At 50.0% G+C, this 446-nt stretch carries 1 protein-coding gene; it reads left to right on the top strand.

Annotated features, from left to right (window positions below; all coding sequences use genetic code 11):
- A partial coding sequence (locus AC5V8P_RS26110) for an ABC transporter permease (protein ID WP_495474118.1) occupies positions 1-326 on the top strand: 326 nt, incomplete at its 5' end.
- Positions 327-446: the final 120 nt, after the last annotated feature.

Here is a 446-nt window from a genome sequence, read left to right as displayed (position 1 = left end):
TGATGGATGCGGACTATATCCGCACCGCTCGGGCGAAGGGTCTGGCATCTTTTCAAGTCGTGTACAAACATGCGCTTAAAAATGCCGCTATCCCCGTGCTTACTGTCATCGGTCTTCAGACCGGCTCTCTACTGGGAGGCGCTGTACTGACAGAGACTATATTTGCCTGGCCCGGCATTGGACGGTACATTTTTGAAGCGATCAGCTCGCGGGACTATCCGGTTATCCAAAGCGGAATTTTGATCATTGCGTTCCTGTTCGTCATCATTAATCTGATTGTCGATTTGCTGTATGCCGTTCTCGACCGGCGTATCCATTATCATTAATCAAGTCGTCAATGGGTCAGAGGGGAGGTTGTCCGATGTCACAATTTTCAATGCAACCCAATAACATACCGACAACACGCAGTCCATTGGCGTATTCGCCTGTCGTGTCAGGCCCTTGGA

Source organism: Paenibacillus sp. N119s, from assembly GCF_059447605.1.
The sequence above is the reverse complement of the archived record's forward strand: the minus strand, read 5'-3'. Positions and strand labels throughout refer to the sequence as shown.